The 580-nt window shown below is 56.0% G+C and carries 1 pseudogene; it reads right to left on the bottom strand.

Annotated elements, in window-relative coordinates:
- Positions 1–564 (bottom strand): annotated as a pseudogene (locus NW818_RS13480) (glycosyl transferase family 1); the annotation flags it as partial.
- Positions 565–580 lie beyond the last annotated feature (16 nt).

Genomic DNA, 580 nt, shown 5'->3' with positions numbered 1-580 from the left:
GGCTGCCCTGGCTTCCCGGAAAGGGAGCGGCTGCTCCACTCCCCACTTCGCTTGAGGATCCTCCGGCCAGAGCCGACAAGTTCTGCAGCTATTCTGCCCCGCCAGCCCCACTGGATGCACAAAGCAGTTGCCCAGGCCAAGAGCATTCTGCTGCAGCAGGTGCAAGGCCAAGGGATCCACCTCAAAACAATGAATGGCCGCCTCAGGGCAGAAACCCCGAAAACAAACGCTACCAAGGCCTACCCCAGCTCCGATGTCGATAACCGTCTGCACCTGACTAGACAGAAACACAGGAAAGTTAAGATACGTCCTCTCGTAAAAAACGGTGTCTGGGTAGAGCTTTACCGAAAACCTGAGTTTGCCAAAGTCAAAGCCAGTCAACACTGCTTCCATTAACTTACTGGCATTGGCCAAAAGAAGTTGGTGGTCCTCTGCCAAGACAAAAGCAAAGTTAGCCCTCACAGGCCGCCCCAGCCGCTGCAAGTCCTCAGCTGTGCACACCACAGCATCAAAACTAGGCCAACTGGCTGGCTCCCCCCTCACCTCGTGAATTCGCTCGGGCACTCCCTTCTGCTGCAGC

Origin of the sequence: Synechococcus sp. R6-5, from assembly GCF_047461775.1 — a bacterium.
Lineage (GTDB): Bacteria > Cyanobacteriota > Cyanobacteriia > Thermostichales > Thermostichaceae > Thermostichus.
Note: the sequence above shows the minus strand (reverse complement) of the source record. Positions and strands in the feature narration are given on the sequence as shown.